Genomic DNA, 19,700 nt, shown 5'->3' with positions numbered 1-19,700 from the left:
CACGTTAGGGTCAGGACGCGCGACGCGACGCCGCGCAGCGCTTGACCCGGAGCCTTCGCCTCCCTAGCTGACGGGCTTCACGAAAGGCCAATATCCGTGACCGACACCGTTCAAGCCGCAGACCCCGTCCACGCCTTCATCGCCGACACCGTCGCCCAGCACGACGTGGTGCTGTTCATGAAGGGCACCCCGGACCAGCCGCGCTGTGGCTTCTCCTCCCTGGCGGTTCAGATTCTGGACCATGTCGGCGCGTCGTTCGTCGGCGTGGACGTGCTGCAGGACGAAAGCCTGCGCGAAGGCATCAAGAGCTTCACCGACTGGCCCACCATTCCGCAGCTCTATGTAAAGGGCGAGTTCGTCGGCGGCTCCGACATCGTGCGCGAGATGTTCCAAGCTGGCGAGCTTCAGGCCCTGATGGTCGAGAAGGGCGTGGCTCTGGGCGAGGCCTGATGGCGCGCGCGACCCTGACCCCGCGCGAAGACCGCGAGATCTTCGTCCTGCCGCTTGAGGTTCTGCCCGAGCATATCGACGCCAACGGCCATGTGAACAACGTGGTCTATGTCGGCTGGCTGCAGGACGCCGGCACGGCGCACTGGAACGCGCGGTTTTCCGAGGAAGACCGCGCGAAATGGTCGTGGGTCGCGACCCGGCATGAGATCGACTATCTGCGCGGGATCGAGCCGAACGCGACGGGCGTTGTCGCCCGCACCTGGGTTGGCGAACCGCACGGTCCGCGCTTCAACCGCTATGTCCGCATCGAGAACGCCGAGGGCAAGGTCTGCGCCCAGGGCGTCACCGAATGGGTGCTGGTGGACGCTGCGACCCTGAGGCCGCAGCGCATACCGCCGTCGATGCTGACGGTGTTCGAGGCTACTTCAGCGGATTGATGATCCGCACCGGGCTGCCCGCCTCGATGCCCAGGTCCGCATAGGTCCAGCGCAGCTCCACGTCGGGAACCGCGACCAGCGAGCGGCAGATGTCTTCCTTGATCCGGCGCACTGTGACCTCGGCCTGACGGTTGTCAGCGACCGAAACCTCGAAGTCCGCCTGGGTGGTGCAGCCGTTGGACGAGACCAGAACGACCAGGGCACCATCATCAATCCGGGCGCCGCGAATGGTTTCTGCGGCCGGAGCGTCATTGCGCGTGACATTGACCCGGACATTGTCGCTGGCCGTGCTGTCATAGATGACGCAGGCCGACAGGGCCGGCGCCAGCAGACCCGCCAGCGCCAGAACCTTCAAACCGCGCATCACTTGGCCGCGCATCACTTGGCCTCGGTGGAGGACGTCACGACGCGCGTCGTCGGCTTTTCGGTCGAGATGATGATGCAGCCCGACAGCAGCGGCGCGGCGATGGCGAGAGCGAGAGCGAGACGAAGCATTGGTGTGATCCCCTAAAGAGCTTGCCCCTTACTGACCTGCCTTTGCGCGCCGCACACGTGAAAAATCAGCAAGGCAGGTGAACAAAATGACAGGTCCGGGGCGGACGGCACCGTCAGGCAGCCTCTGACGCCGCCTCAGCGATGAACACGATCTTTTCGCCATTCCACATGGTCAGGGCCTCATCCTGAAGCTGGCTGTCGGCGACTGGCTTGGGCCGTCCCAGCAGATAGCCCTGGACCTCGTCACAGCCCTGATCACGCAGGAAGCTGAGCTGCTCCAGCGTCTCGACCCCTTCGGCCAGCACCGGAATGTCCAGGCTTTCGCCCAGGGCCAGCACGGCGCGGATGATGGCGGCCGACTGAGGCCCGCCGTCCAGCTCCGACATGAAAGAGCGGTCCAGCTTGATCTTGTCGAACGGGAAGGCCCGCAGCGTCGACAGCGATGAATAGCCGGTGCCGAAGTCGTCCATGGCGATGGAGACGCCCAGCAGCTTCAACTGGCGCAGGATGTGGGTCGTGCGGTCCAGGTCGGCGATCATGGCTGTCTCGGTGATCTCCAGCTCCAGACGGTGCGGCGCTAGCCCCGTCTCCATCAGGATCTGATGCACCAGACGCGGCAGGTCCACGTGGCCCAGCTGGATCGGCGACAGGTTGACGGCGATCTTGTACGGCGCCTCCCACAGGGCGGCCTCGGCGCAGGCCTTGCGCAGCACCCACTCCCCGATCGGCAGGATCAGGCCGCTTTCCTCGGCCAGCGGGATGAACTCGGCCGGCGACACGAATGTCCCGTCCGGCTGGATCCAGCGCAGCAGCACCTCGTAGCCCGTGACCTCGCCCGTTTCGGCCGAGGCCTGCACCTGCCAGTTCAGGCTGAACTGATCCTGGTCCAGCGCCTCGCGCAGTTGCTGGACCAGGCGGCGGCGCTCGCGCACGGCCTTGTCCATTTCTTCTTCGTAGAAGCAGACATCCGTCGTCAGCGACGCCTTGGCCCGGTACATGGCCAGGTCGGCGTCATTGATCAGGGCCGACGGCTCTGTCGCATCATCGGGCCATATGGCGATGCCCACGCTGGCGCCGCACATCACATCGGCATGGCCCAGATCGACCGGCTCGGTGATGGCCACGCGCAGTCGGTCGGCCAGCCCCAGGGCGTCCTCGCGCTGGGTGATCTGCATGACGGCGACGAACTCGTCCCCGCCCAGACGGGCGATGAACTCGCCAGGCTTGAGGCAGGCCTTCATCCGCTCGCCGATGCGCACCAGAAGCTGGTCCCCGGCGGCGTGGCCGTGAATGTCGTTGACCTCCTTGAAGCGGTCCAGGTCGATGGCCAGCAGGGCCACCTTGTGCGCCACGCCTGCATCGGCGGTCTGTTTGGTCAGCAGTTCAAGGAAGGAGGTGCGGTTCGGCAATCCCGTTAGGCTGTCGTTGCGCGCCAGGTGGGCGATGCGGCGCTCCTGGGCCAGACGCGCGCGCAGGTCGCGCACGGCGTAGATCATCAGGGGCGCGGTGTTGGCTTCGCCGCCGTCGCGACGCACGGCGACCTCGACCGGCACCAGACGCCCCTCGTCCAGATGCAGCGCCGACTGCGTCAGGACGCCCACGCCCAGCTGGTTGCGCTCCGGCAGCCATTTGGACAGATCGCCGCCGATCAGCGCCTCATGGTCGGCGCCGACCAGATCGGCGAAGGCGGCGTTGGCGGCCAGGATGACCCCGCCCTGCTCCACCACCATGCCGTCCACGCTGCCCTCGACCAGATGGGCCAGACGCTGGCGGGCCTGGGCGCGCGACTGCAGGTCCAGAGCATGGCTGGAGACGCCCGTGCCCAGCACCAGAAGACCGACACCCGCCACGGCGAAGGCCATGACCAGATTGGCTTCCTGTCCGGTGATGTCGCCGACATTGGGGGCGAAGGGGATGACGATCATGGCCGCCATGCCGGTGAAGTGCAGGGTCACGATCCCGCCCACCATCAACAGGGCGGCGGGCCGGGTCGACCCGCTGCGGCCCGCCCGGCGCGCAACCTCGAACGCCAGGCCGCCGAAGACCACCGCGCCGATGATCGAGGCCGCCACATATTCGGGCGACCAGTGGATCACGGCCTCGGCCGCAAAGGCCTTCATGCCGATATAGTGCATCAGGGTGACCGCCAGGCCGAACAGCACGCCGCCAATGGGCGCCGCGAACCGCATCTGGCGCGACCCGAACCACAGGGCCAGGGCGCTTCCGCAGATGGCGATGCCCAGGGACACGCCGGTCAGACCGGGTTCATAGGTGACGTCCACGCCCGGCTGATAGGCGATCATGGCCACGAAATGGGTGCACCAGATGGTCGCTCCGGTGGCGATGGCTCCCATGAAGGCCCAGGCCAGACGCCCGCCCTTTTCGGCGAAACGCAACTTCTGGAATAGTCGCGTTGCAACTAGAGATCCAAGAAGACAGAGAATAGCCGCGATAAAGACCAACCAGAGGTTATGATCTTCAACCAGGCAGGAGAAGAAACGCATCAGAGAACCAGGCAAATTCGAAGAATAGCCTCGCTCTTTAATGATGGGACCTTATGAATCACCCACTGAACAGGCCTAACAGACCCTTAAATCCAGAGCGCGCCCGTCGAACGCCAAGTTTTAAAGCGTCAGGTCTGGGGCAGTTGATAGGGATTGTTGACGCTGACCGGCGAACCGGGCTGCAGGCCCAGCTCCTCGAACGACCACTTCACCTGCACCCCCTCGGCCAGCTTCTGGTGGCACTTGTCCTCGTCGATCCGGCGCAGGGTGATGACGGCGTTTCCGCCCTGGATGCTGACGATGGGGATCAGGTCGGACTTGGAGGTGCAGCCGTTGGAACTGACCCAGAACACCGCTTGGTCACGGGTGAAGGCGGCGGCGTGGATGGCTTCCAGTTCGCCCGGCATTCCCGCCGTCGACACCGTGGGCTGAGCCGTGAGGCTGGCGCATCCTGACAGGCTGGCCGCAGTCACGGCGGCCAAGGCCATACGTCCGATGACGGCGCGCTTCACCTGGCGGCCTCCCATTCCCATCTGCCTGAACACCCTCAGAATGCGCCTGTTCGCCTGATAAGGGAACAGCAGGAAATAACAGAAAAGGCCCCGAACGAATCCGGGGCCTTCTCCAAACTCAAACTCATGAACGGCGGGCGCACATCGCGATGTGCAAGCCGTTGTCTTTTTAGATCTTCGAACGCTTCGTGGATTACGAAGCGTAGTATTCGACGACCAGGTTCGGCTCCATCTTCACCGGGTACGGCACGTCCGACAGTTCCGGAACGCGGACGTAGCGAACGGCGAACGAACGGTCCGACAGCTCCAGGTAGTCCGGCACGTCACGTTCCGACGACTGCTGGGCTTCCAGCACCAGAGCCATGTTGCGCGACTTTTCCTTCACGGAGACGACGTCTTCCGGCTTCACGCGGTACGAACCGATGTCGACCTTCTTGCCGTTGACCAGCACGTGGCCGTGGCTGACGAACTGGCGGGCGGCCCAGACGGTCGGGACGAACTTGGCGCGATAAACGACGGCGTCCAGACGCGATTCCAGCAGGCCGATCAGGTTCTCCGAGGTGTTGCCCTTGCGACGGGTGGCTTCCTCGTAGGTCTTGGCGAATTGCTTCTCGGTGATGTTGCCGTAGTAGCCCTTCAGCTTCTGCTTGGCCTTCAGTTGCAGACCGAAGTCCGAAACCTTGGACTTGCGACGCTGACCGTGCTGACCGGGGCCGTAAGAACGCTTGTTGACCGGCGACTTGGCGCGGCCCCACAGGTTCTCGCCCATGGCGCGGTCGATTTTGTACTTGGCGCTGTGGCGCTTGGACATTCTATTCTCTTTTCACTCGATGCGGCCCGGCATCCCCTGGATTGGGAATGCGATCTCAACGGCGGTCCACGCATCTTCCGTCATCAACCCCGCCCCTCGGCGAAGCGGGAGGCGTGGAAGGCGGCGCTTATGGCCAGCCCCGCCTCCAGAGTCAAGCTGCGGCCAGCCCCAGCGGGCGTTAAGCACGATTTTGGGGGAACCGCAGGCGCAAGCTGCGCCTTACAGACCGAGCGCCCTGGTCTTGCGGCGCTGGACTGACGATGCACCCAGCCGGAGTATCTGATGCGACCGAACGGAGACAATTTTCACCTCAGCCCCCACGTCGGCCTTAGCCACGTCGGCTTCGATCACCTGCGGACCCAGTTGGTCGATCTGGTCGAACCGCTGAACGACCAGCAACTGCTGTCCCTGGCCGACGGCATTCACGAACTGCTGCGCCAGCGCCGCGCCCTGCGCCAGCATCACGTCGAACGCCTGCGCCACAGGCTGAACGAAGCCCCCGACTTCGACATCTGACCCCAAAGAAAACGCCCGCCGGATAATCCGGCGGGCGTCTTGGTCGTTCTGACGACGGGCCTTACTTGGCGGCTTCGTACAGTTCGTTGACCTTGTTCCAGTTCACCACCGACCAGAAGGCCTTGAGGTAGTCGACGCGGCGGTTCTGGTACTTCAGATAATAGGCGTGCTCCCACACGTCGGCGGCCAGAAGGACGGCGCCCTTCTCTTCGGCGACGTCCATCAGCGGGTTGTCCTGGTTCGGGGTCGAGGTGACCTTCAGCTTGCCGTCCTGAAGGATCAGCCAGGCCCAGCCCGAGCCGAACTGACCGGCGCCGGCGGCGTCGAAATCGGCCTTGAACTTGTCCAGACCGCCCAGTTCGGCGTCGATCTTGGCGGCCAGTTCAGCCGAGGGCTCGCCCGCCTTGTCGGCCGGGGCCAGCAGCTCCCAGAACAGGCTGTGGTTCCAGTGGCCGCCGCCGTTGTTGCGGACGGCCTTGGGCGCCTTGGAGATGTTGGCGAACAGTTCTTCCAGCGACTTGCCCTGCAGGCTGGCGTCGGCGTCGACGGCCTTGTTCAGGTTGTCGACATAGGTCTGGTGATGCTTGTCGTGGTGGAAGGTCATCGTCTCCTTGTCGATGGCCGGCTCCAGCGCGTCATAGGCATAGGGCAGCGGGGGCAGGGTGAAGGCCATGGGAGGTTCCTTTTTCCAACAGAGTTCGATGGGGTGCACATAGGCGCCCGTTCCTCAAACCCAAGCGCCTGCGCCCGGATTTGTTCCCCGCTTAATCCGCGAGAACGGTCAAGCTGGCAAGTTCGACTTCAGGCAATCGCGCACGGCCCGCTTCAGGTCGCCCGGCGCATTGGGTTCGTCCACCCCTTCGGCGGCGAAGACGGCGCGCACGGCGGCGTCCAGGCCCTTGGGCAGGGCCTCGACCACCCGCTTCTGGCCCTTCTCGTGCAGGCAGAGGCCCACCTCGCGGCAGAGGGCGGAAAACATCGGTTCGTAAGCATCAAGAGCAGTCATGCCGCCCCTCTATCATCAGGGGAGAAGTCGCGACAGCCAATGCATCAGGTTCAGCGCGAACTGCTGGTCGTCGTGCCCTGACGTATTCAGTCCCATGCGAACGGGTTGGCGATCCGGTTGGTCGGGAAAACGCACGATCTGCGCCGTAAGCATCCCGGCCTCTCCAAGTACGACGACCCGGCCCTCGCCGAAACGGAACGCAAGACCTTGTGCAGGCAATGCGGGCCTCGACAGCTCCGCGAGGACGACCGACTGATCTTCACCGGCGCGCAGGCGACGCCTTATGGTCTGCATGGCTTCAAGATCCGGAGCCTCCCGCGCATCCACGCTCATCGCCAGCAGCACGGTGGCGTCCTTCGGCCCAGCCAGTGATTGCCCGGTGAAGCTCCTGACCACATTCACGCGCTCACTGTCGTCACGCCCTTCGATGATCGGATGATCCGCAAGCGCTTGGCGCGGAAACACCAGATTGGCCGTGGCGTCATCGCCTAGGGGCTGAAAAGCATAGCCCGTGCCCATCAATACCCCGAACCTGGCGGCCAGAGCTTCAGCGGCTGCGCCATGGGGCGCGTGATCGGCGGCTAGAAGCAATGACCCGCCTAGCTCCACCCAACGGCTGATCGCTTCGATTTCCGCGTCGTCAAAAGCCGAGGCGCGCGACGCGTCCGCAGGTCGCGCCGGATTGGCGATGACCAACACCGCCACGCCATTAAGCGCGTTAGGCGCATCGAAGCGACCCCGGCTCGCCTCGATGCGATATCCGTCCGTCCGCATCAGGGCGGCGAAGGCGGCGTACCGCCCGTCTATCGTCTGCTCGCTGCCATGCCCCTGATCGACACGGACCAGAGGCCCGTCGGCTGCGTACGCCCGCGACGCCAGATTGGGCCGCCAGTCGAGATCGCCGACCTGCTCCTGCGCCAAGGCCGATCCAGCCGCCAGCATGACCGTGAGAACCATCCAACCAAGGCGACGCGTCATCCGAATGTCAGCCCTTCAGACGCTTTGCATGGAAGGCGACGTGGTCGGCGATGAAGCTGGCCATAAAGAAATAGGAGTGGTCGTAGCCGGGCTGCATGCGGAGGGTGACCTTCTGGCCCACGGCGTCGGCGGCGGCCTCCAGCAGTTCGGGCTTCAGCTGGTCAGCCAGGAAGCTGTCGGCGTCGCCCTGGTCGATCAGGATGTCGTCATAGACGCCTTTAGCAGCGCCCGCCGCGATCAGCTTGGTGGCGTCATGCCGGTCCCAGACAGCGCGGTCGTCGCCCAGATAGGCGGTGAAGGCCTTCTTGCCCCATGGCGCGACGGACGGCGACACGATGGGCGCAAAGGCCGAGACCGAGCGGAACAGGTCGGGGTGTTTCAGCGCCAACGTCAAGGCGCCATGCCCGCCCATCGAATGGCCCGAGATCGAGCGCACGCCGGTGGTCGGGAAATGGTCGTCGATCAGGCGGATCAGCTCGCCCGTGACGTAGGATTCCATGCGGAAATGCGACGCCCACGGCTCTTGCGTCGCATCGACATAGAAGCCCGCCCCCTGCCCCAGGTCATAGGCCGGATCGTCCGCCACGCCTTCTCCGCGCGGGCTGGTGTCGGGCGCCACGATGATGAGGCCATGCTCGGCGGCGGCCCCGTAGACCCCGGCCTTGGTGGTGAAGTTGTCTTCCGTGCAGGTCAGGCCCGACAACCAGATCAGGACCGGAAACGGCCCCTCTCCGGACGGAACGAAGACCGACAGGGTCATGGGCGTGCCGGTGGTTTCGCTGTCGTGCTTCAGATAGCGAAGGGTTCCGCCATGAACGATGTGGGTCTTCGTGGTTTGCATCAGCCGTACCTGTAAACAGCGCAGATCTTGTTGCCTGACGGATCGCGCAGATACGCCAGATACATGTCGCCGAACGGATTGGGACGACGGCCGGGCGGGTCCTCGATCGCGGTTCCGCCATGGGCCACGCCCGCCGCATGGAAGGCGTCCACCGCCGCCTCATCCTTGGCGTAGAAGCCGATGGTGCCGCCGTTGGCGTGGCAGGCCTCTTCGCCGTCGATAGGCGCGCCGACGGCGAAGGCGCCCAGACGGGTGCGCCACCAGTACCGCCCCTTGGGGTCCGGCCCGGCGGAGGCCGCAACCCCCAGCGCGCCCAGCGCCGCATCATAGAACTGACGCGACGCCGCGACGTCGTTCGCCCCCACGGTGACGTGTGTGAACATGGTCTTGTCTCTTTCCCTTCGCCGCTCTGATCCGGCGGCTCGGCGTCATCTAGTCAGAGAGCATTTCGATGCACAACTGACCGATTGGCCGCGGCGGGTTCAGACCTAGAAGACCACCACCGAACGGATCGACTTGCCCTCGTGCATCAGGTCGAAGGCCTTGTTGATGTCTTCCAGACCGAAGGTGTGGGTGATCATCGGGTCGATCTCGATCTTGCCGTCCATGTACCAGTCGACGATCTTGGGCGTGTCGGTGCGGCCGCGCGCGCCGCCGAAGGCGGAGCCGCGCCAGACGCGGCCCGTGACCAGCTGGAACGGACGGGTGGCGATCTCCTTGCCGGCCTCGGCGACGCCGATGACGACGCTTTCGCCCCAGCCGCGATGGCAGGCTTCCAGCGCCTGACGCATGACGATCGTGTTGCCGGTGCAGTCGAAGGTGTAGTCCGCGCCGCCGTCGGTCAGTTCGACCAGACGCGCCACCACGTCAGGCGTGTCCTTGGGATTGACGAAATGGGTCATGCCGAAGCGACGGCCCCACTCCTCCTTGTCGCCGTTGATGTCCACGCCGATGATCATGTCGGCGCCGACCATCTTCAGCCCCTGGATGACGTTCAGGCCGATGCCGCCCAGACCAAAGACCACGGCGTTAGCGCCCGGCTCGACCTTGGCCGTATTGACCACCGCGCCCACGCCCGTCGTCACGCCGCAGCCGACGTAGCAGGCCTTGTCGAACGGCGCGTCCTTGCGGATCTTGGCCAAGGCGATCTCGGGCAGGACGGTGTAGTTCGAGAAGGTCGAGCAACCCATGTAGTGGGCGATGGCCTGACCCTTGTAGGAAAAGCGCGACGTGCCGTCCGGCATCAGGCCCTTGCCCTGGGTCGAGCGGATCGAGGTGCACAGGTTGGTCTTGCGCGACAGGCACGACTTACACTGGCGGCATTCCGGCGTGTACAGCGGGATGACGTGATCCCCGACCTCGACCGAGGTCACGCCCGGCCCCACCTCGACCACCACGCCCGCGCCCTCGTGGCCCAGGATCGAGGGGAAGATGCCCTCTGAGTCCAGACCATCCAGCGTATAGGCGTCGGTGTGGCAGATGCCGGTGGCCTTGATCTCGACCAACACCTCGCCCTCACGCGGCCCCTCCAGATCGACCTCGACGATTTCGAGCGGGCGTTTGGCTTCAAACGCGACGGCGGCGCGGGTTTTCATAATTCTAGGTCCTCCGGAGGCCCCTATCGCTCGCCGCGCGGCGGCGCGCTGCTTGAGGGGAATTGGGTGCGTTATTACGCCCGATGAGGCGGCATCGAAACGGCGACAAACGCAAAACATTATTGCAGAAAGGCAACAATAATGATCGAACGTCCCAATGAGCCGCTGGGACGGGATCGACGAATTCACCGCCGTGGCGGAGCAGGCCAGCTTCTCCGGCGCCGCGAAACGTTTGGGGCTGTCGACCTCGGCCGTCAGCCGTGAGATCGCCCGGCTGGAGGACCGGCTGCAGACACGGCTTCTGAACCGCACCACCCGCCGGGTCGAACTGACCGATGCGGGCCGTGATTTCCTGGCCCGCTGCCGCCGTCTGATCGACGAACGCGACGAGGCCTTGGCCGCCGTCCAGCCCGACGACAGCGCCCCGCGCGGCCTGCTGCGGATGACCTGTTCCGTCTCCTACGGCGAACGCTTCGTGGCTCCCGCCGTCAACGCCTTCGCCCGCACACACCCCGAACTGTCCATGGAACTGGACCTGGACAACCGGCTGCGGGATCTGGTCGGCGACGGCTATGATCTGGCGATCCGTTTCGGCCATCTGACGGACTCGCGGCTGATAGCGCGCAGGCTGGCGTCGCGCAGACTGATCCTGTGCGCCGCTCCCGATTATCTGGGCCGTCGCGGCGCGCCGCGCGACCTGTCCGAACTGCCCGCGCATGATCTGCTGACCGGATCATCGGAACACTGGCGGTTCACCGAGGCCGGGCGAGAGGTGAGCCTGCGCCCCACGGGCCGCTGGCGCTGCAACTCGGGCGCCGCCGTGCTGGACGCGGCCCTGCAGGGTCTGGGCCTGTGCCAGTTGCCGGACTTCTATGTGTCAGAGGCCCTGGCGACCGGCGCCCTGATCCGCGTCCTGCCCGACCACCGCCCGCCCGACGAAGGCGTCTGGGCCGTTCACCCGCACCCCCGCCACGTGCCGCCCAAGGTGCGGCTGATGGTCGACCATCTGCGTGACAGCCTGTCGGCCCTGGCCGCCTGACCCTTTACTTCGCGGCCTCGTGCGCCTGCACCCGCGCCCGGATGTCGGCCAGCAGTCCGTCCAGTTCAGCCCGGTCCAACAGACGGCCATCACGCACGACGGCATTGATCCGGCGCGTGGCCGCGATGTCGGTCAGGGGATTGGCGTCCAGCACTATTAGGTCCGCCGCTCTGCCCGACGCCACTGCGCCATAGCGGTCGCTGACGCCCATCAGCGCCGGACCATTGATCACAGACGCCTCCAGCGCCTCACGCGGGGTCAGGCCGTTGGCGACATAGAGGGCCAGTTCGTCATGCAGCGAGAAGCCCGGATAGTTGAAGGCGTTCAGGAACCCCGCATCCGTGCCCGCCAGCACCCGCACACCGGCTTCGCGCAGCAGCGGCAGGGTCCGCAAGGTCGTCGCCTCGACCCGGTGGCGCGCCTCGACCTGCTCAGGCGTCGCCGCCGCAGCCCGTTCGACCCGCCAGCCATAGGTGCCGCGAATGCCCGGGCCGATATAGGCCAGTTCTTGGTCGTGGCTGTGGTCGTCGCGGTCCAGCCACGCCAGGGTCGATGATCCATGCTGGGTCGGCGAGGCCATGACGCCCAACTCGGCCAGACGCCGATAGACGCGGCGCGCCGTGTCGGGGTCAAAGGTCGCGGCATACTGGGCCATGGCCTCGGCGTAGGTGTAGCGCCCCGCCAGGTAGTCGGCCGAAATCGCCGCCTCGTCGCGCGATCCCGCCTTCATCAGATAGCTGAGGTGTTCGATGGTCGACAGACCGGCCTCGGCCGCCTCCAGCACCGTGATCCCCATCGGGATATGGCCCGAGGTCTTCATGCCGCGCGCCTTGGCCTGACGCACCGCATAGAGGAACAGTTCGGGCTTCAGGGTGCTGTCGGTGATCTTGACGAAATCGACCTTGAGTCCCTGCAGGCGGTCCAGGGCGGCGTCGACATCAGCCTCGTCGCCGACCTCGATCACGCCTTTCCAGACGGGCGCGATGCCTTCGATCTTGGGGCCGGAGGTGAACAGGCGCGGACCGATCGGGCGCGGCGGCGTCGCGCGCCAGTCCAAGACCGTCTGGGCCAGATCGCCCGCCGCGTCGCGCACCGCGACCACGCCATTGGCGACATAGAGGGGGAACAGGTCGGCGTTCTCGTCCTCCAGACCCGCGCCGCCGAAATGGACGTGGTTGTCCCACAATCCGGGCATCACATAGCGCCCGGCGGCGTCATAGGTGCGGGTGGCGGCATAGGTCTGGGCCGCCTCGGCGTCGGCGGTCACGGCGACGATGTCATCACCCCGCACCACGACGGTCTGGCCGGGCGTGACCTGTCCGGTCTTCACATCAATGACATTGGCCGAGCGTATCAACAGATCGGCGACCTGAGGCGCTGCCAGTGCAGACGACGACAGGCCGCCCGCCAGAACGGCGCTTGCGGCGAGGGCGGACATGAAGGTCAGAATCTGGCGCATGATTGGCTATAGAATTGGCCGCCGACCGCGCCAAGATAAAGCCTGCTCGTCATCAACCGGGACCCTTGCATGAACATCGTCATTCTGACCGGCGCGGGCATATCGGCGGAATCGGGGGTGCCGACCTTCCGGGCCTCGGACGGGCTGTGGTGCGGGCATCGGGTCGAGGATGTGGCGACGCCGGAAGGCTATGCCGCCGACCCGGCCCTGGTTCAGGACTTCTACAACCAGCGCCGTCGCCAACTGGCCGAGGTCCAGCCCAACGCCGCCCACTACGCCCTGGCCGATCTGGCGGCGCGGTGGGAGGGGGACTTCATGCTGGTGACCCAGAATGTCGACGACCTGCACGACCGCGCCCACGAGACGTCGCCCCCCGCGCCGGGGTTCGAGCTGATCCACATGCATGGCGAACTGCTGAAAGCGCGCTGCAGCCGTTCGGGTCTGGTCAGCGACTGGCCGGGCGACATGGCGGCGGACGAACCGTCGCTTGATCACCCGCACGGCCGGATGCGGCCCCACATCGTCTGGTTCGGGGAAATGCCGCTGCACATGGACCGGATCGAGGCGGCGCTGGCGGCCTGCGACCTGTTCGTCTCCATCGGCACGTCCGGCGCGGTCTATCCGGCGGCGGGCTTCGTGCAGGCGGCGCGCCATGCCGGGGCGCGGACGGTGGAGATCAATCTGGAGCCGACGCAGGGGGCCGACCTGTTCGACGAAGGCGTCTACGGCCCGGCGACCGAAACGGTCCCGAGCTTCTTCAACAGCCTGAAATAGACGGCGGCCGCCCGCAGACGGCCGCCGCTGAAATCACGCGAGGACGACGATGGTCACGCGGCGGTTCTGCGAACGGCCCTGGGGCGTATCGTTCGAGGCCACCGGCTGTTCCTGTCCGTACGAGATGGTCGACATCCGGTTCAGCGCGACGCCCTGACGGTTCAGGAACCGACGCACGGCCTCGGCGCGCTGCTCGCCCAGCTGGTCATTGTGCTGGGGCGTGCCGGTGGAGTCCGTATAGCCCTGGATCTCCAGATAGACGTTGCGGTTCTCGCTGGTCAGACGCTGGGCGAATTCGGCCAGACGCTGCTCCGCTTCCGGCGACAGGGCCGAAGCGTCGGTCGGGAACTTCACGGAATCATCAGACAGCACCACCTGGTAGAGGAACTTGCCCTCGGCCAGCTTATGGGCGTCGTTGGCGCGTTGCAGCGCCTGTCCCGCCGTGCCTTCCACGCCGGTCACGCGGGTGTCCACCACCTCTAACTGATCACGCACGAAACGGTGGCTGGCGCAGCCGCTGGCCGCAAGGCCGAGGGCGAGAAGCGCGCCGCCGACGACCGCAGTCCTGAGTTTCGATCTGCTCAAGTCATGTCTCCTTTTTGCTGGTGCGCCACGTCCAGATCATGCGCCAGATGAACCTGCCGTAGGGGAAACGGCAGAGTAATGGCGCGTATTTGGCCAGAAAATGTCAGCTTAGCCGTAGAAAATCACGCAAATGGGCATGATTATTCCAATTCATCGGAACCATAGGTCGAGTGAAAACGTTGGCCCGCCAGAAGGCTGAAGGCCGATTGACGGACCGCTCTACAGAACGTCGATCAGTCTCAGCGATAGGTTGTATTTCGCCAGCGCCACGTTCCTGACGCGCCGAAATGTTTTCAACAGGCGTGTAGAGTTTTTACAGGCGTTTGTTGCTGATGCCCATGCGACAGAGAGTTCACATTCCATCACGGTCAGGCGATTGAGCGCCCGCCCGGACCGTCGCCGCCCCGACCGTCGCCGCCCTGCACGGCGGCCCGCCCGCTGGCCCGCCGCCGTCGCCCCGGTGCTGGTCGCGCACGGGGCAGTTCTGATGGCGCTGATGTGGGCCAGACCCGAGGCGCCGGTCACCCGGATTGATGAGACGCCCGCCGTCATGGTCACCCTGACGCAGCCGCCTCCTCCGCCTCCCCCGCCTGCTCCTGCGCCAGACCCCGCGCCCGTTCCCGCGCCCAAGCCGCAGGCGTCGTCGCCGCCCCCCGGCCCCAAGTCCGCCCCGCCCGCCACAGCGCCCAAGCCGTTGCCGCCCGCACCCCGCGCCTCGCGTCCCCGACGCGTGGTCGCCCAGCCCCCGCCCGATGTGGAGCCCCTGCCCGCCTCGCCCGCGCCGCCGGGACCGCCGCTTCCCTTGCTGGGCGCGGCGCAGCTGGCCGGCGCCATGACGGCAGGGCCGGGGGCAGGCGGCGGCGATGGCGACGGGCCGGGCGGCGGCGGTTCGGGCGCAGGCGCCGGAAGCGGCGGCGGCGCGGGCGCCAGCGGCGGGCGCTGCGACATGGTGCGGCGGGTTCAGGACCGTCTGCGACGCACCCCCTCGGTCCGCACCGCCGTCAGCGAGGCGGGCCGTGCGATGAACGCCTCCGGCCGCGCCATCCTGGTCTGGGACGGCGACTGGCTGCAAAGCCAGGGTCAGTCGGGCAAGGGGCTGGCCGGCGTGCGCCAGGCCATCGCGCTTGAGGTCGCCTTCTCACCGCCCGAGTGCAAGACCCAGGCGATGCATGGCCTGGCTGTGCTGTCGATCGAAGACGGCCCCGGCAGCGCCCGTCTGGCGCTGGGCAAGAGCAGCTGGCGCTGGTCGGACCTGCTGGGCGCGGGTTAGGCGGCGCGCGGGCCGAACAGGATGATCCCCGCCCCGATCAGGCAGACCAGACCGCCCAGAACGTCCCAGCGGTCGGGGGTCGTCTTCTCCACCACCGCCATCCAGATCAGGGACGCGCAGATATAGACCCCGCCATAGGCCGCGAACGCCCGACCCGCCGTGTCGGTCGGAACCAGCGTCAGCAGCCAGGCGAAGGCGATCAGGCAAATGACGCCCGGCGCCAGCCACAGCGGCGAACGATCCAGCTTCAGCCACGCCCAAAAGGCGAAACAGCCGCCGATCTCGGCCAGGGCGGCAAGGGGATAGATCCAAAGCAGTTTCATAGAGGCTCCCTATGCGGTCCTGGGCTCCGGGTTCTTTGCTGCGCAAAGCCCCGGAATGACGATCAGTCCTTTTTGGCCCGTTCCGCCGCCAGCTTGGCCAGCACCCGCCCACGTCCCTTGGCCAGCGCGTGGATGGCGCCGCGCATGGTGGCGACCTCCTGTTCGGTGAAGGCGGCGCGGCCCAGCATGACGCGCAGGTTCTGGCTCATCGAACGCTTCTTCTCGGGCGGATAGAAGAAGCCGCCGTTCTCCAGTTCCTCCTCCAGATGTTCGTACATCCCGACCAGCAGGGCGTTGGAGGCGGGCGCCTCGCCCTCGCGAAAGCGCGGCGGCGGGGCGTCCAGGATCAGGGTGCGCCATTCATAGGCGTTGATCGCCACCGCCTGCGCCAGGTTCAGGGAATGGTGTTTGGGGTCGATGGGAATGGTGACGATCCCGGCGCACAGGGCGATATCGGTCGTCTCCAGTCCCGCGCGCTCGCCGCCGAACAGCAGGCCGGTCTTCAGGCCGGACGCGGTGTCGTCATACAGGACGCGGCTGGCCTCGCGCGGAGTGCGGACGGGCTGGCGCGTCTCACGCGGGCGGGCGGTGGTGGCGAAGACGGTGTTCAAGTCAGCGATGGCCTCGGCGACGCTGTCAAACACGCGCACACCCTCCAGCACCCAGTCAGCGCCCGAGGCCGTGGCCCAGGCCCGCTCCTGAGGCCAGCCGTCGCGCGGCGTAACCAGACGCAGATCGGTCAGGCCGAAATTGGCCATCACCCGCGCCACGGCGCCGATGTTCTCGGCCATCTGGGACTTGTCGAGGATGACGGCGGGGGGAGTCAGGTCGGACATGGGCGGCCTTCTAGGCCTTCTCCCCTTGTGGGAGAAGGTGGCTCGCGCAGCGAGACGGATGAGGGGTCACACAAAGCGTGGACTACTCACCCGTCAAAAGCTGCAAAACCCCTCATCCGAGCCCTGCGGGCCCACCTTCTCCCGCAAGGGGAGAAGGGAAATCGGCTCAGTCGTCGCCGACCATCGACTTCCACGGATCGACCGTTCCGGCCTCGACCTCGGCGACCTTGACGGCGGGCCAGCCGATGGAGGCGGTGGCGGACGCGCGCCAGGAGGCGGTGATGAAGTCACGCAGTTCCGCGGCGCCCGCCGCCAGACGCTCGTTGACGAAGGCCGCGCCGCGCGGATCCACGTCGCGGAAACCGCCCTGTTTCTCCAGACGATAGAAGGGGATCACCGTCCCCAGTGTCGTGGTCAGATAGGAGACGGTGCGGGCCTTCACGTCGAACCCGTCGATGTTCAGAGGCGCCATGGCGGCCTCGACCGTGTCCAGACGCGCGACGCGGCTGGTGAAGGCGCCCTCAAACTGGCCGTGGGTCTGGCGCGAGTTGGTGAAACCTTCAGGGTTGGGGAAGTCGCCCCAGCCGTTGAAGTGAATGCTGGTGTGGTGCGGCTGCGAGCCGTCGCCGACATAGTGGCCCAGCACGCCGATGTCGCGCAGGATCAGGGCCTCGCGACGGACGCGGTCGGCCTTGTACCAGGCCTGACGCTCCAGGTTCGTCTCACGCTTTTCGGCGGCGGTCAGAACGCGCCAATAGGCGAAGTCGCGACCCAGCTGCTGCCAGGCGTCCATCATGGCGTAGGGCAGGTAACCGGCGTCATCGACCTTCAGGCCCGCCTGGGTCAGGGCGGCGTCATATTCCGACTTCAGGCGCGGCAGGGCGGTGATGGCCATGCCGCGCTGGTCATAGACGCGGCCTTCGTCATCCAGATCGACGAAGTGAGCGGTGTCGCGTTCGCGGTCGTGCGGCTGGCCCGCGCCCTTCCAGCGGTCCGGCTCACGCGCCAGTTCGCCGACATCGGCGATGGCGCCGGGCGTCAGCAGGAAGGCGGGCAGATCGCTGGGCAGGGCGCGCATCGCCGCCACCCCGATCAGGCGGTGGCCGGTGTTGCCCCAGGCGGTGACGGTGACGGCGGGCGCGGCGACCGCAAGAACCGCCAGGGCGGCGATGGCGAGACGTTTCATGAAGACGGACCTCGGTGGGGGATATGGCTTCGCTCTAGCCTATCGCTGCCGCCGCCTCCACCCGCGTCAGACGCCGGCCTGCTCGGCGTCGGCCGTATCGGCGGCGTCAGGGGCGGGCGGCCCCGCCTCGTCCTCGTTCAGCAGACGCCCCTCGCGACGCGGTTTGACATAGGGGGCGGGCTGCGGCGTCGGCACATTGCCGCGCATCAGCTGACGTCCCGCCGCCAGACCGCCGGTCAGCTGCAGGTCCAGACGCGCCTCGTCGCGACGGCGCACCTCGCCCACGGTGTCGGCGGCTTCGCTCTCGTCCAGGCCCAGTTCGACCAGGGCCCGTTCGCCGAACTTCAGCGCCGATTCAAACGTCTCGCGGATCTGGTAATCGACGCCCGCCTGGATCAGCCGCATCGAATGGCCCCGGTCGAAGGCGCGGGCCATGATCTTGGTGGTCGGGAACTCGTGCTTGACCAGTTCGACGATGCGGTCCGCCTGTTCAGGCTTGTCGATGCAGACCAACACGATCTCGGCCTCTTCGGCGCCCGAGGCCCGCAGCGTGTGCAGCTGGGTGCCGTCGCCGTAATAGACCTTGAACCCGAACTGCGAGGCGGCCTGGATCATCTCCACGTCGTTCTCGATGATCGACACGTCCACGTCGCGCGCCAGCAGGGGTTGGGACACCACCTGGGCGAAACGGCCAAAGCCGATGATCAGCACCTGGCCGCGCAGGTCCTTGGCGAAGTCCACGTCGTCCGCATCCTCGGCCGATTGTTTGGGCTTTGGCAGCAGGCGGGTGGTCAGCAGACTGGTCAGAGGCGTCAGGGCCATCGACAGGATGACGATGGCCGTCAGCATCCCCCCGACACGGGCGTCGAACAGGCCCGCGGTGATGGCGGCGCCATACAGGACAAAGGCGAACTCGCCGCCTTGCGCGAACAGAGAGGCGCGCTCCACAGCCTCGTGGTGGGACGCCTTGAACAGGCGCGCGACGCCATAGATGCCCAGCGCCTTGATCGCCATGAAGACGACCACGCCGCCGATGACCAGCCGCCAGTCGGCAATGACCACCGACACATCCAGCGACATGCCGACGCTGAGGAAAAACAGGCCCAGCAGGATGGCGCGGAACGGCTCCACATCCGCCTCCAGCTGGTGCCGGAAGGTCGAATCCGACAGCAGAACCCCGGCCAGGAAGGCGCCCATAGCCATCGAAAGGCCGCCCAGCGACATGGCCCAGGCCGCGCCGACCACGACCAGAAGCGCCGCCGCCGTCATAACCTCGCGCCCGCCGTATCGGGCCAGCAGGCGGAAGACCGGATTGACCGCATAGCGTCCCGCCAGCAGCACCCCGCCGACCGCCGCGACCGCCAGGCCGATGGTCTGCCACAAGGGCGGGGCGGTCTCATGCGCCACGCCGGTCACGGAGGCCAGGATGGCGACGATGGCCAGAAGCGGCACAATGGCCAGGTCTTCCAGCAGCAGGATGGACACCGCCCTCTGGCCCGCCCCGCCCGCAATCTCGCCGCGCTCCTCCAGCATCTGGATGATGACGGCGGTCGACGACAGGACGAAGCCCATGGCCCCGATGAAGGCGACCGGCGCCGAAAAGCCCGCCAGCATGGCCGTAAGCGTCAGGATCAGGCCGCAGAACAGCACCTGGGCCGCACCCAGGCCGAAGATTTCACGCCTCAGCCCTCACAGACGCTTGGGCCGCATCTCAAGCCCGATGATGAACAGGAAGATGACCACGCCGAACTCGGCGACATGCAGGATGGTCTCAGGCTCGCGGAACAGCTTCAGGCCGAAGGGGCCGATGGCCAGACCGGCGGCCAGATAGCCCAGAACCGCCCCCAGGCCGATGCGCTTGAAGATCGGCACAGCCAGAACGCCCGCCGCCAGAAGGGCCGCCGCCGCGCCCAGATCCAGTCCTGTCGTCGCCTCGGCCATCGGCCCTCCATCATGTTGAAGACCTATTGTGGGGTCGAAACCGCCGGATTGCGAGATGGCGCAAATGACACGGTGGCGGATCACTGTGCGGCGGACGGCGCCGCGCGCCACAGTTTCGCCCAAGCCGCGCTTGCGACTAGGC

The 19,700-nt window shown here is 66.4% G+C and carries 22 protein-coding genes and 1 pseudogene; 6 read left to right on the top strand and 17 right to left on the bottom strand.

The window, feature by feature from the left end:
* The first annotated feature begins 96 nt into the window (after positions 1-96).
* Together grxD and JKF87_RS14675 are read left to right on the top strand one after the other, a co-directional pair.
* A complete protein-coding gene (gene grxD / locus JKF87_RS14680; protein WP_201100632.1) occupies positions 97-450 on the top strand; it encodes a Grx4 family monothiol glutaredoxin in 354 nt (117 codons plus the stop codon).
* Positions 450-887: an acyl-CoA thioesterase gene (locus JKF87_RS14675; RefSeq protein WP_201100631.1), complete on the top strand. Its 438-nt coding sequence runs from the start codon at positions 450-452 to the stop codon at positions 885-887. The genes grxD and JKF87_RS14675 overlap by 1 nt, the downstream gene beginning before the upstream one ends.
* On the opposite strand, the gene JKF87_RS14670 is transcribed toward JKF87_RS14675, so the two are convergent.
* The 4 genes from JKF87_RS14670 to rpsD form a co-directional block, all read right to left on the bottom strand.
* Positions 871-1,266 (bottom strand): hypothetical protein, encoded by a 396-nt coding sequence (locus JKF87_RS14670; protein ID WP_236261408.1) that lies wholly within the window; start codon positions 1,264-1,266, stop codon positions 871-873. The two genes, JKF87_RS14675 and JKF87_RS14670, sit on opposite strands and share 17 nt — an antisense overlap.
* 229 nt (positions 1,267-1,495) lie before the next feature.
* A complete protein-coding gene (locus tag JKF87_RS14665; protein ID WP_236261407.1) occupies positions 1,496-3,778 on the bottom strand; it encodes a bifunctional diguanylate cyclase/phosphodiesterase in 2,283 nt (760 codons plus the stop codon).
* A 236-nt stretch (positions 3,779-4,014) separates the two neighbouring features.
* Positions 4,015-4,398 (bottom strand): hypothetical protein, encoded by a 384-nt coding sequence (locus tag JKF87_RS14660; RefSeq protein WP_244999474.1) that lies wholly within the window; start codon positions 4,396-4,398, stop codon positions 4,015-4,017.
* Between the two features lie 193 nt (positions 4,399-4,591).
* Positions 4,592-5,209 (bottom strand): 30S ribosomal protein S4, encoded by a 618-nt coding sequence (rpsD, locus tag JKF87_RS14655; RefSeq protein WP_201100629.1) that lies wholly within the window; start codon positions 5,207-5,209, stop codon positions 4,592-4,594.
* 282 nt (positions 5,210-5,491) lie between these two features.
* Here rpsD and JKF87_RS14650 point away from each other — a divergent pair, with 282 nt between their 5' ends.
* Entirely contained in the window at positions 5,492-5,725 is a 234-nt protein-coding gene (locus tag JKF87_RS14650; protein WP_201100628.1) for a hypothetical protein, read from the top strand.
* Positions 5,726-5,786: 61 nt separating this feature from the next.
* On the opposite strand, the gene JKF87_RS14645 is transcribed toward JKF87_RS14650, so the two are convergent.
* From JKF87_RS14645 to JKF87_RS14620, 6 genes are all read right to left on the bottom strand, one after another.
* The gene (locus JKF87_RS14645; RefSeq protein ID WP_201100627.1) at positions 5,787-6,398 is read right to left on the bottom strand and encodes a superoxide dismutase; all 612 of its coding nucleotides are present in this window, start codon (positions 6,396-6,398) and stop codon (positions 5,787-5,789) included.
* A gap of 108 nt (positions 6,399-6,506) precedes the next feature.
* Positions 6,507-6,731, bottom strand: coding sequence for a hypothetical protein (locus JKF87_RS14640; RefSeq protein ID WP_201100626.1), 225 nt, complete (start codon positions 6,729-6,731; stop codon positions 6,507-6,509).
* Positions 6,732-6,746: 15 nt separating this feature from the next.
* Positions 6,747-7,709, bottom strand: a complete 963-nt coding sequence (locus tag JKF87_RS14635) for a DUF4350 domain-containing protein (RefSeq protein WP_201100625.1) — start codon at positions 7,707-7,709, stop codon at positions 6,747-6,749.
* A 7-nt stretch (positions 7,710-7,716) separates the two neighbouring features.
* Positions 7,717-8,550: an S-formylglutathione hydrolase gene (gene fghA / locus JKF87_RS14630; protein WP_201100624.1), complete on the bottom strand. Its 834-nt coding sequence runs from the start codon at positions 8,548-8,550 to the stop codon at positions 7,717-7,719.
* A complete protein-coding gene (locus JKF87_RS14625; protein WP_201100623.1) occupies positions 8,550-8,933 on the bottom strand; it encodes a VOC family protein in 384 nt (127 codons plus the stop codon). The genes fghA and JKF87_RS14625 overlap by 1 nt, the downstream gene beginning before the upstream one ends.
* Positions 8,934-9,038: 105 nt before the next feature.
* The gene (locus JKF87_RS14620; protein ID WP_201100622.1) at positions 9,039-10,145 is read right to left on the bottom strand and encodes an S-(hydroxymethyl)glutathione dehydrogenase/class III alcohol dehydrogenase; all 1,107 of its coding nucleotides are present in this window, start codon (positions 10,143-10,145) and stop codon (positions 9,039-9,041) included.
* A 157-nt stretch (positions 10,146-10,302) separates the two neighbouring features.
* Between JKF87_RS14620 and JKF87_RS14615 the strand changes: the two genes are divergently transcribed.
* Positions 10,303-11,184 carry a LysR family transcriptional regulator gene (locus JKF87_RS14615; protein ID WP_201100621.1) on the top strand — a complete coding sequence of 294 codons (882 nt, stop codon included), beginning with the start codon at positions 10,303-10,305 and terminating at the stop codon, positions 11,182-11,184.
* Positions 11,185-11,188: 4 nt separating this feature from the next.
* Here JKF87_RS14615 and JKF87_RS14610 read toward each other — a convergent pair whose 3' ends face one another.
* Positions 11,189-12,643 carry an amidohydrolase family protein gene (locus tag JKF87_RS14610; protein WP_201100620.1) on the bottom strand — a complete coding sequence of 485 codons (1,455 nt, stop codon included), beginning with the start codon at positions 12,641-12,643 and terminating at the stop codon, positions 11,189-11,191.
* 69 nt (positions 12,644-12,712) lie between these two features.
* Here JKF87_RS14610 and cobB point away from each other — a divergent pair, with 69 nt between their 5' ends.
* Entirely contained in the window at positions 12,713-13,417 is a 705-nt protein-coding gene (cobB, locus tag JKF87_RS14605; RefSeq protein WP_201100619.1) for a Sir2 family NAD+-dependent deacetylase, read from the top strand.
* A gap of 33 nt (positions 13,418-13,450) precedes the next feature.
* Here the strand turns inward: cobB and JKF87_RS14600 are convergent, their stop codons facing one another.
* Positions 13,451-14,002, bottom strand: a complete 552-nt coding sequence (locus JKF87_RS14600) for an OmpA family protein (RefSeq protein WP_201100618.1) — start codon at positions 14,000-14,002, stop codon at positions 13,451-13,453.
* A 376-nt stretch (positions 14,003-14,378) separates the two neighbouring features.
* On the opposite strand from JKF87_RS14600, the gene JKF87_RS14595 reads away from it, so the two are divergent.
* Positions 14,379-15,272 carry a hypothetical protein gene (locus JKF87_RS14595; protein ID WP_201100617.1) on the top strand — a complete coding sequence of 298 codons (894 nt, stop codon included), beginning with the start codon at positions 14,379-14,381 and terminating at the stop codon, positions 15,270-15,272.
* Here the strand turns inward: JKF87_RS14595 and JKF87_RS14590 are convergent.
* The 5 genes and pseudogenes from JKF87_RS14590 to JKF87_RS18405 all read right to left on the bottom strand — a co-directional run.
* The gene (locus JKF87_RS14590) at positions 15,269-15,595 is read right to left on the bottom strand and encodes a YnfA family protein (RefSeq protein WP_201100616.1); all 327 of its coding nucleotides are present in this window, start codon (positions 15,593-15,595) and stop codon (positions 15,269-15,271) included. The two genes, JKF87_RS14595 and JKF87_RS14590, sit on opposite strands and share 4 nt — an antisense overlap.
* 62 nt (positions 15,596-15,657) lie before the next feature.
* Positions 15,658-16,431, bottom strand: a complete 774-nt coding sequence (locus JKF87_RS14585) for an RNA methyltransferase (RefSeq protein ID WP_201100615.1) — start codon at positions 16,429-16,431, stop codon at positions 15,658-15,660.
* A gap of 166 nt (positions 16,432-16,597) precedes the next feature.
* Positions 16,598-17,617, bottom strand: coding sequence for a phospholipase C/P1 nuclease family protein (locus JKF87_RS14580; RefSeq protein WP_201100614.1), 1,020 nt, complete (start codon positions 17,615-17,617; stop codon positions 16,598-16,600).
* A gap of 66 nt (positions 17,618-17,683) precedes the next feature.
* Positions 17,684-18,439 (bottom strand): NAD-binding protein, encoded by a 756-nt coding sequence (locus JKF87_RS18410; RefSeq protein ID WP_236261417.1) that lies wholly within the window; start codon positions 18,437-18,439, stop codon positions 17,684-17,686.
* Positions 18,434-19,558, bottom strand: a pseudogene (locus tag JKF87_RS18405) (monovalent cation:proton antiporter-2 (CPA2) family protein); the annotation flags it as partial. The pseudogene JKF87_RS18405 and the gene JKF87_RS18410, both read right to left, overlap by 6 nt.
* Positions 19,559-19,700: the final 142 nt, after the last annotated feature.

This window comes from Brevundimonas nasdae, assembly GCF_016654005.1.
Taxonomy (GTDB): Bacteria; Pseudomonadota; Alphaproteobacteria; order Caulobacterales; family Caulobacteraceae; genus Brevundimonas; species Brevundimonas nasdae.
The sequence above is the reverse complement of the archived record's forward strand: the minus strand, read 5'-3'. Positions and strand labels throughout refer to the sequence as shown.

Excerpts from the sequence above, each read along its gene's own strand:
- JKF87_RS14645 (WP_201100627.1), bottom strand. The coding sequence starts at position 6,398 with ATGGCCTTCACCCTGCCCCCGCTGCCCTATGCCTATGACGCGCTGGAG.
- cobB (WP_201100619.1), top strand. The coding sequence starts at position 12,713 with ATGAACATCGTCATTCTGACCGGCGCGGGCATATCGGCGGAATCGGGG.
- JKF87_RS14590 (WP_201100616.1), bottom strand. The coding sequence starts at position 15,595 with ATGAAACTGCTTTGGATCTATCCCCTTGCCGCCCTGGCCGAGATCGGC.
- JKF87_RS14640 (WP_201100626.1), bottom strand. The coding sequence starts at position 6,731 with ATGACTGCTCTTGATGCTTACGAACCGATGTTTTCCGCCCTCTGCCGC.
- JKF87_RS14670 (WP_236261408.1), bottom strand. The coding sequence starts at position 1,266 with ATGCGCGGCCAAGTGATGCGCGGTTTGAAGGTTCTGGCGCTGGCGGGT.
- JKF87_RS18410 (WP_236261417.1), bottom strand. The coding sequence starts at position 18,439 with ATGGCCCTGACGCCTCTGACCAGTCTGCTGACCACCCGCCTGCTGCCA.
- JKF87_RS14625 (WP_201100623.1), bottom strand. The coding sequence starts at position 8,933 with ATGTTCACACACGTCACCGTGGGGGCGAACGACGTCGCGGCGTCGCGT.
- JKF87_RS14610 (WP_201100620.1), bottom strand. The coding sequence starts at position 12,643 with ATGCGCCAGATTCTGACCTTCATGTCCGCCCTCGCCGCAAGCGCCGTT.
- rpsD (WP_201100629.1), bottom strand. The coding sequence starts at position 5,209 with ATGTCCAAGCGCCACAGCGCCAAGTACAAAATCGACCGCGCCATGGGC.
- JKF87_RS14615 (WP_201100621.1), top strand. The coding sequence starts at position 10,303 with ATGAGCCGCTGGGACGGGATCGACGAATTCACCGCCGTGGCGGAGCAG.
- JKF87_RS14620 (WP_201100622.1), bottom strand. The coding sequence starts at position 10,145 with ATGAAAACCCGCGCCGCCGTCGCGTTTGAAGCCAAACGCCCGCTCGAA.
- JKF87_RS14580 (WP_201100614.1), bottom strand. The coding sequence starts at position 17,617 with ATGAAACGTCTCGCCATCGCCGCCCTGGCGGTTCTTGCGGTCGCCGCG.
- JKF87_RS14650 (WP_201100628.1), top strand. The coding sequence starts at position 5,492 with ATGCGACCGAACGGAGACAATTTTCACCTCAGCCCCCACGTCGGCCTT.
- JKF87_RS14675 (WP_201100631.1), top strand. The coding sequence starts at position 450 with ATGGCGCGCGCGACCCTGACCCCGCGCGAAGACCGCGAGATCTTCGTC.
- fghA (WP_201100624.1), bottom strand. The coding sequence starts at position 8,550 with ATGCAAACCACGAAGACCCACATCGTTCATGGCGGAACCCTTCGCTAT.
- JKF87_RS14585 (WP_201100615.1), bottom strand. The coding sequence starts at position 16,431 with ATGTCCGACCTGACTCCCCCCGCCGTCATCCTCGACAAGTCCCAGATG.
- JKF87_RS14635 (WP_201100625.1), bottom strand. The coding sequence starts at position 7,709 with ATGACGCGTCGCCTTGGTTGGATGGTTCTCACGGTCATGCTGGCGGCT.